Genomic DNA, 7279 nt, shown 5'->3' with positions numbered 1-7279 from the left:
GGGCTCGATGACCAGCACCTGGCTGAGGGTGGAGCTTGGCCCGATCGGGGGTGTGGTCTGGTGCTGGTTCGGTCCGGCAGGGTCGTGGTTCAGGCGGCCATGGTCACCCCGGGGCGGTGGCCGGTGGCGAGGTCGGCGTCGCTCACGGTAGCCACCGCAGCCGCACACCCCGCTGACGAACAACGGATCGGTATACCCGAGTGGACCGGACCCTCTGCTACAGATCTGGCTACACCTGCCGACTTTAGGCGTCAGGACAGGCGATTCCGGAGCACCCACTGGACGCTCGACACGACGAGCTCCGCCAAACGACGAAGGCCCGGACCGTTTCGGTCCGGGCCTTCGTGGTGGTAGCGGGGGCAGGATTTGAACCTGCGACCTCTGGGTTATGAGCCCAGCGAGCTACCGAGCTGCTCCACCCCGCGTCGCACTGACAAGGATACGGGACAGTCGGCCGCACACCAAATCGGCGCAGGGGTCGAATCCGGACCGGCGAAATCTGCCGTGTCGATCACGAGCCGGCGGGCTGGCGAGCGATCCTGACACCTCGCGCGGTTCCCGCATCAAGGGCCGTCGCCGGCCAGTCGTGAAGATCGTCGTGGTTGAAATTGCCGCTATATCGCGCACTTCGGCGCACGACGATCTTCACGACTCCTCAGGACCGGCAACGGTTCACACAACGATCTTCACGACCGCTCGAGCCCCTTCACGACCGCTCGAGCCGCCCCGCGCGCATCGCCCGAACCGCTCCGCACGCACCGCCCGCACGACCGCCCGCGGCGGCTTCGGAGCCCCAAGCGCCGCGCACCCACGACAAAGACTGCTGCGCCACCAGGCACATGCCTGATGACGCAGCAGTGACCGTCGTGCTGCCGGGCCAGCGCCAGCCGCCACGCCGGCCCGGCTATACCGTCACGGTGCCGGCGCGGATTCGCCGGACAGCTGCTCGGCCCGCGCGAGGGCGTCCTCGAGCCGTTGGAGCGCCTCGCCGTAGTCGGCCCAGCGGCCGTCGGCCTGGGCGGCCTGGGCATCGGCCCATGCCTGCTGCGCGTCGGCAATGGCCTGGGCGAGGTCGCCCTCGGGCGGCGGCTGGTTGTCGTCGGGCGGGGTGGTCTCGTCGTCCGGTGGCGGCGTCTCGTCGTCGGGCGGAGTCTGTTCCTCCTCGCCCGGAGCGCCGTCTTCGTCGGGCGCGGCGTCGTCGTCGATGCCGCCCTCTTCTTCGGTCTCAGCACCGGATTCGCCCTGGAAGATCTGGTCCAGCGCGCCTTGCAGCGTGTCGTCGTACCCGATCTTGCCGCCGAACTGAACCAGAACACGGCGCAGCAACGGGTACGCCGCGTCACCGCTGGCTCGCACGACGTAGACCGGCTGGACATAGAGCAATCCGTTACCGACCGGGAGGGTCAGCAGGTTGCCGGGCCGGGTCTCGGCATCGCCCTGCCGCAACAGCGACAGCTCGGTGGCGACTTGAGGATCGGTCTCGAACGCGTTCGCGACCTGACCGGGACCGTCGATCTGCGTGTTGCTGGACACCCGCAGCGCCCGTATCTGCCCATAGTCGTCACTTCGCACGTCGGCGTTGACCGCCATGAACGAGATCAGGTTCTGCCGGTTCTTCGGCGTGTACGTGGTGGTCAGCGAGAAGTACGGCTGCTCCTGACCGGGCATTTGGATGCTGAGGTAGTACGGCGGCTGGTCGGTCTCGACCTCGCTGGTCGGATCGCTGGGCACGATCCACTGGTCCTGACCGCCGTAGAACGTGAACGGGTCGGTCACGTGGTACTCAGCCAGCAACTTGCGCTGCATCTTGAACAGGTCTTCGGGGTAGCGCAGGTGATCCATGAGGGGCTCGGGGATCTCCGAGCGCGCCACGACGGAGTCCGGGAAGGCACCCATCCACGCGCGCAGCACCGGGTCCTCCTCGTCCCACGCGTAGAGCGTCACCTCACCGGAGTAGGCGTCGACGGTGGCCTTCACGGAGTTGCGGACGTAGTTGACGAAGTCGTCAGGCTGAGCGGCCAGCGCCGGGCGCACCGTCCGCGAGTCACTGGTCGCCTCACTCAGCGACACCCGCTCGGCGTACGGCACCGAGTTGGAGGTCGTGTAGCCGTCCACGATCCACTTGACCCGCCCGTCGATCACCGCAGGGAACGGGTTGGAGTCGACGGTCAGCCACGGCGCCACCTTCGAGACGCGCTCGCGGGGATCACGGTCGTACAGCAGCTGCGACTCGGAGTTGAGCCGGTCGGACAGCAGGAAGTTCGCTTCCTGGAAGCGGGTGGCGTACAGCAGCCGGTTGAAGAACGAGCCGACCGGCACCCCGCCGTCTCCCTGGTAGGTGTTCAACCGCTCTCGGCCGGTCTCCGGGTCTTCGGGAACGTCGAACTCGACGGGATCGGTGCCCTCAGGCGCGCCGACGATGGAGTACTCCGGGGAGTTCTCGCCGAAGTAGATCCGCGGCTCGTACTCGCCCAGGATGCCTTCGGACGGGATGTCTTCCTCCGCCCACGCCGGCGACCCGTCGCTCTCGCGCGTGTTGCCGTACGCGGCGACCACACCGTACCCGTGCGTGTACACCGTGTGCTCGTTGATCCAGTTCTGCTGCTCGTCCGGGATACCGGCGGAGTTGAGCTCACGCGCGGCGATGACGATGTCACGCTGCTCGCCGTCGACCTCGTACCGGTCGACATCGAGCGGATCGTTGAAGCTGTAGAAACCACGGACCTGCTGCAACTGCTGGAACGCCGGCTGGATGACGCCTGGGTCCATCAGCCGGATACCGGGGATGGTCGCCGAGTCCTCCGCCAACTGCCCTTCACTGACCTGGGTGGTGGCGTCATAGTCGGGGATCTCGATGTCGTCGACGTCGTAGGCGTTGCGGGTCGCTTCGATGTTGCGCGAGATGTACTCCGACTCGCGGCTGGCTTCGCTCGGGTTGACCTGGAACTGCTGGACGAGCAGCGGCCACAGCCAACCCAGCAGGACGGCGGAGAGCACCAGGAGGCCGAGGCCGATGCCCGGCAGGGTCCAGTTGCGCTGCCAGACGTTGACGAAGAACAGGATGGCGCAGATCAGCGCCACGAACACCAGGATCATCTTCGCCGGCATGAGCGCATTGACGTCGGCGTAGCCGGCCCCGGTGAACCGGTCGTCGTTGGTTCCCTGGATGACCAGCTCGTACCGGTCGAGCCAGTACGCCACGGCCTTCAGCAGGATGAACACGCCGATCAGCACGGACAGGTGTGCTTGCGTGGCCGGACTGACCTTCTGCCCGGCGGTCTGCAGCCGGATGCCGCCGTAGACGTAGTGGGTGATGGCCGCGACCGCCATGCCGAGCACGACGACGGCGAAGCCGTAGCTGACGAGGAAGCGCCACCACGGGAAGTCGAACGTGAAGAACCCGATGTCGATGCCGAACTCGGGGTCGTCCTGGCCGAACTCGCCGCCGTTGCGCCATAGCAGGTAGTCGCGCCACCGCCCGGCCGCACTGGCGCCGGCCATGACGGCCAGCAGTCCCGCCGCCGCGGCCAACACCCACTTGCGTACCGGGTCGATCGCGTCACGGTAGCGGTCGAGGCTTTGTTGTTCGACGCTCATCGGGCGGTACTGCGGGCGCAGCCGGTACGCCACGATGCCGTTGACGACCACCGAGATGGCCATGACCAGGCCGAACACGACGAACAGCGCCACTCTGGTGAACAACTGCGTGGTGAACACGCCGGTGAAGTCCACCGAGTCGAACCACAGCCAGTCGGTCCAGAACGTGACGGTGAGGATGTAAGCCACGAGCAGAACGCTCAGCACAGCGACTGTCGGCAACAGCGCACGGGAGCGTCGGGGCACGTTCGGTCCGCGGAATGGCCCAGCGGGGCGCGGCATGTCCTGGCTCACCCCTGAGAAACTATCTCACTCGGGCTCGTGGTTCCGAACCGGCCACCCCCTGTAGCCAGCACCGTGCCGGGCGTCGTCGGGTCGGCGTCGTGCGACCATGACTACATGAGTGTCGACGACCCCGGCGCGAGGCCTGACGACGTCCCTTCGGCCCTGACGCGAGCGGTGGCGGAAATCGAACGTCACGTGCGCGCCGACGGCTGGGACCAGCAGGCCCGTCTCTATGCGCTCGCGCCGACCGCCGAGCTGGTCAGCCGCGAGCCGGAACTCGCCACGAAACTGGGCCTCAGCGCGGAGGAAGCCACCGACGAGTCGCTGACACCGATCGAGCAGGACATCGGCGGCCGGGCCATCGAGGAACTCCTCCCGACCATCGAGTGGCCCGACACCGTCACCGGATGCGCGCTCGTCCTCGAGCGCATCGTGCTGCCGCCGGGCGCTGAGGACGACATGCCGGCCGAGGACACTGCCGCCGCTGCCTGGGCCCAGCAACATCCGGCGCGCTCGGACGTCCGGGTGGTCGTCGGGGTGCTGCGCGACGGCAGTAGAGCCACCGTGCTGCGCGTGCGCGGCCACGAGGAGGACGCCGACCTGGTGCACGGCGCGGAGCTGTCACCGGAGCTCGGTGACGCCCTGGCCGACACGCTCACCTGAGCCGAACCGGGCGCACCGGCTCAGACCAGGGCCGTGACGGGCACCGGCTAGGACGGGCAGCTGGCCAGATCGTCGGTGTCGCCGGCGCTGAAGGCCTCGATCGTCGTGATGGCTTGGTCGAGCGTCTCGATCGGGACCACCTGCATGTCGCCGTTGTTCGCACCGGCCACCTCGTCGCAGTTGTCGCGTGGTGCCAGGAACAACCGGGCGCCATCGGCGGAGGCGGCAGCGATCTTCTGCTGGATGCCGCCGATGGGGTTCACCTCGCCGTCGACGGTGATCTCGCCGGTGCCGGCGACGTGGTTGCCTTCGAGCAGCGCGCCCGGCGTCAAGGTGTCGTAGATCGCGACGGCGAAGATCATGCCCGCGCTGGGCCCGCCGATACGGTCGTCGATGCCGATCTCGATCTCGATCGGCAGGTCGTAGCCCATCACCGGGGTGAAGCCGACGAGAGCGCGCCCGTCGTCCTCGGCGGCCATGGTCTGGACGGACTCCTTCAGTTCCTGCCCGTCGCGCTGGAGGACGAAGTCGACGGTCTCGCCGGCTTCGTGAGCGGTGACGGCGTCGACGACGTCCTGAGGCGTGTGCACGTCAGTCCCGTCCACCGACACCACGACGTCGCCCGGCTCCAGGGTTCCATCGGCCGGCGTATCGGCGAGCACAGCGTCGACGACCACCGTGCCCTCGATCTCGTAGCCCAACTTGCGCAACGCGGCGACCTTGGCGTTCTGCTGAGAGTCTGCCAGCATGGCCGCGTTCTGTTGTTGTGATTGCTCCGCGGTCGTTCCCTCGGGGTACACGAGTTCACGCGGGACGACGGCACGGTCCGGGTCGACCCACGCCCGCAACGCCGTGAGCAGGTCGAGCTCGGCATCGGCCGAGGTCACCCCGACCGTCGTCAGGTCGAGTCGGCCTTCGGTCTCGTAGGTCTCGGCTCCTTCGACCTGAACGACGGGATGGCCGTCCCACTCACCCAGCGTGTCTTCGACCGGGCCGGGAGAGTAGATCACATAGGGCAGGTTCACCAGCGAGGCGACCGCCACCAACGCGACGATCAGGACGCCGGCGACGGCCAGGGTCGCGGAGCGGCGGGTCATCGGTGTCGGCGATCCTCACGTCGAGCTGGGCACGGAACAACGTACAGCGTACTTCCGGGCTCGACGGCCCTCTGGGGTCACGGTGACCCGACCCACTCGGTGGTGCCGTCGGTGAAGGCTTGATGCTTCCAGATGGGGACCTCGCGCTTGAGGTCGTCGATGAGCCGGCGGCATGCCTCGAACGCTTCCTGGCGGTGCTCGGCCGCGGCCGCGACGACGACGGCCAGGTCCCCGATCTCGAGATGCCCGACGCGATGCACCGCCGCCAGCGCCCGCACCGGCACCTCAGCGGCGACCTTCTCGGCCACCGTACGCAGCGCCTCGCGCACGCTCGGATGGGCCTCGTAGTCCAGCGTGCGCACGGTCTTGCCGGCATCGCTGTCGCGGACCGAGCCCAGGAACAGGCAGGTGCCGCCGGCAGCCGGGTCGGCGACGGCGGCGAGCACCTCGTCCACCGACAACGCCTCGTCACGTATGTCCAGGAGTCTGATGACGTCCATCTATCCCCGCTTCCTTCGCCTGGCCTTGCGCACCACGACGGCGGTCCCGAGGATCGCCACCGTGGCGCCCGCGGCGCCGATGGTCGCTGCCGTCGCTGTCTCGCGGCGCCCGATACGACGCGACGCCAGCGCATGCCGTCCGCTGATCTCGTCCATCAAGGCCCGCAGCACCGCAGCGTTGTCGTAGGCCGGCCGCCATCCGGCGGCACGTAGCCGTTTCGCACTGACCACCCAGGGGTGCGTGACGTACTGCAGCTCGCTGGCCGCGGCGGGGGTGACCCCCAGCCGGTGCAGCCGCTGGGCGGTGCCGAACACGAACGAGGCCGGCAGGTCGATCCGGCCCTTGCCGCTGAGCTGCTCGACCTCGCCCTGACCGAGGTAGCCGTCGGAGCCGACGGTCAGTGGCCCGCCGACGTCGTCGTGGGTCACCACGAACTGGAGTGCCGCGGCGAGATCGTCGACGTGGCAGAACTGCCAGGCGGGTTCGGTGCCCTTCACCACCAGCAGTCGCGGCGCTTCGAAGTGCCGAGTCAGGACGGTGTCGACGCCCGCGCCGACGACCGCGGCCGGTCGCACCACAGTGACGGAGGTCCCGGGATGCGATCGCGGTGCGCGAGCACACAGGCTCTCGATCTCGAGCAGGTCGCTGAGCACCGATCCGTCTGGTTCGGCTCGCAGCGGCGCGTCCTCGTCGAGGGGAATCGGATGGTCCGGTAGCGCGCCGTACACCATCGCGCTGGTGACCACGATCACCCGCCGCACGCCCGCGGCGGCCGACGCCGTCAGCACAGTCTGTACGCCCCGGACGTTGCGATGTGCCCGGGCCGCGGGGTCGGCGGAGATGTCGATGCTCACGGCGGTGTGCACGACGACGTCGACCCCGGTCAGCCGGCTGACGAGAGCGGGGTCGGTGAGATCGATCACGCGCCAGGTGACGCCGTCGACGTCGCCCCGGGCATCGTCGACGGCCACCACCTGCGACACGTGGTCGTCGGTCGCAAGTGCAGAGGTCAGCAGGCGCCCGACGCCGTTCGCAGCACCCGTGACGGCGACCACGAGGCCGGCACCGTCGTTGCGCCGAGCGCGAACCCGTCGCGGCTGCTTGCCCACGAAGTCTCCTCCTGCGGTTACCGTGGG

At 68.6% G+C, this 7279-nt stretch carries 6 protein-coding genes and 1 tRNA gene; 1 reads left to right on the top strand and 6 read right to left on the bottom strand.

What is annotated here, in order from left to right:
• Positions 1-348 precede the first annotated feature (348 nt).
• The 3 genes from M6444_RS06970 to M6444_RS06960 form a co-directional block, all read right to left on the bottom strand.
• Positions 349-425, bottom strand: a tRNA-Met gene (locus tag M6444_RS06970).
• A gap of 86 nt (positions 426-511) precedes the next feature.
• Positions 512-649 (bottom strand): hypothetical protein, encoded by a 138-nt coding sequence (locus M6444_RS06965; RefSeq protein WP_298324714.1) that lies wholly within the window; start codon positions 647-649, stop codon positions 512-514.
• Between the two features lie 263 nt (positions 650-912).
• Positions 913-3843, bottom strand: coding sequence for a UPF0182 family protein (locus M6444_RS06960; RefSeq protein WP_298324711.1), 2931 nt, complete (start codon positions 3841-3843; stop codon positions 913-915).
• Between the two features lie 153 nt (positions 3844-3996).
• On the opposite strand from M6444_RS06960, the gene M6444_RS06955 reads away from it, so the two are divergent.
• Positions 3997-4545, top strand: coding sequence for a PPA1309 family protein (locus M6444_RS06955; protein ID WP_298324708.1), 549 nt, complete (start codon positions 3997-3999; stop codon positions 4543-4545).
• A gap of 47 nt (positions 4546-4592) precedes the next feature.
• On the opposite strand, the gene M6444_RS06950 is transcribed toward M6444_RS06955, so the two are convergent.
• From M6444_RS06950 to M6444_RS06940, 3 genes are all read right to left on the bottom strand, one after another.
• Positions 4593-5642 (bottom strand): S16 family serine protease, encoded by a 1050-nt coding sequence (locus tag M6444_RS06950; RefSeq protein ID WP_298324707.1) that lies wholly within the window; start codon positions 5640-5642, stop codon positions 4593-4595.
• 77 nt (positions 5643-5719) lie between these two features.
• On the bottom strand, positions 5720-6142 hold the full coding sequence (locus tag M6444_RS06945) for a molybdenum cofactor biosynthesis protein MoaE (RefSeq protein ID WP_298324706.1): 423 nt from the start codon (positions 6140-6142) through the stop codon (positions 5720-5722).
• Complete coding sequence (locus M6444_RS06940; RefSeq protein WP_298324704.1) at positions 6143-7252, bottom strand: NAD-dependent epimerase/dehydratase family protein; 1110 nt, start codon at positions 7250-7252, stop codon at positions 6143-6145.
• Positions 7253-7279: the final 27 nt, after the last annotated feature.

It is taken from the genome of Haloactinopolyspora sp., from assembly GCF_027324685.1.
In the GTDB taxonomy this organism is placed as follows: domain Bacteria; phylum Actinomycetota; class Actinomycetes; order Jiangellales; family Jiangellaceae; genus Haloactinopolyspora.
This window is presented reverse-complemented; position numbering and strand designations above follow the sequence as displayed.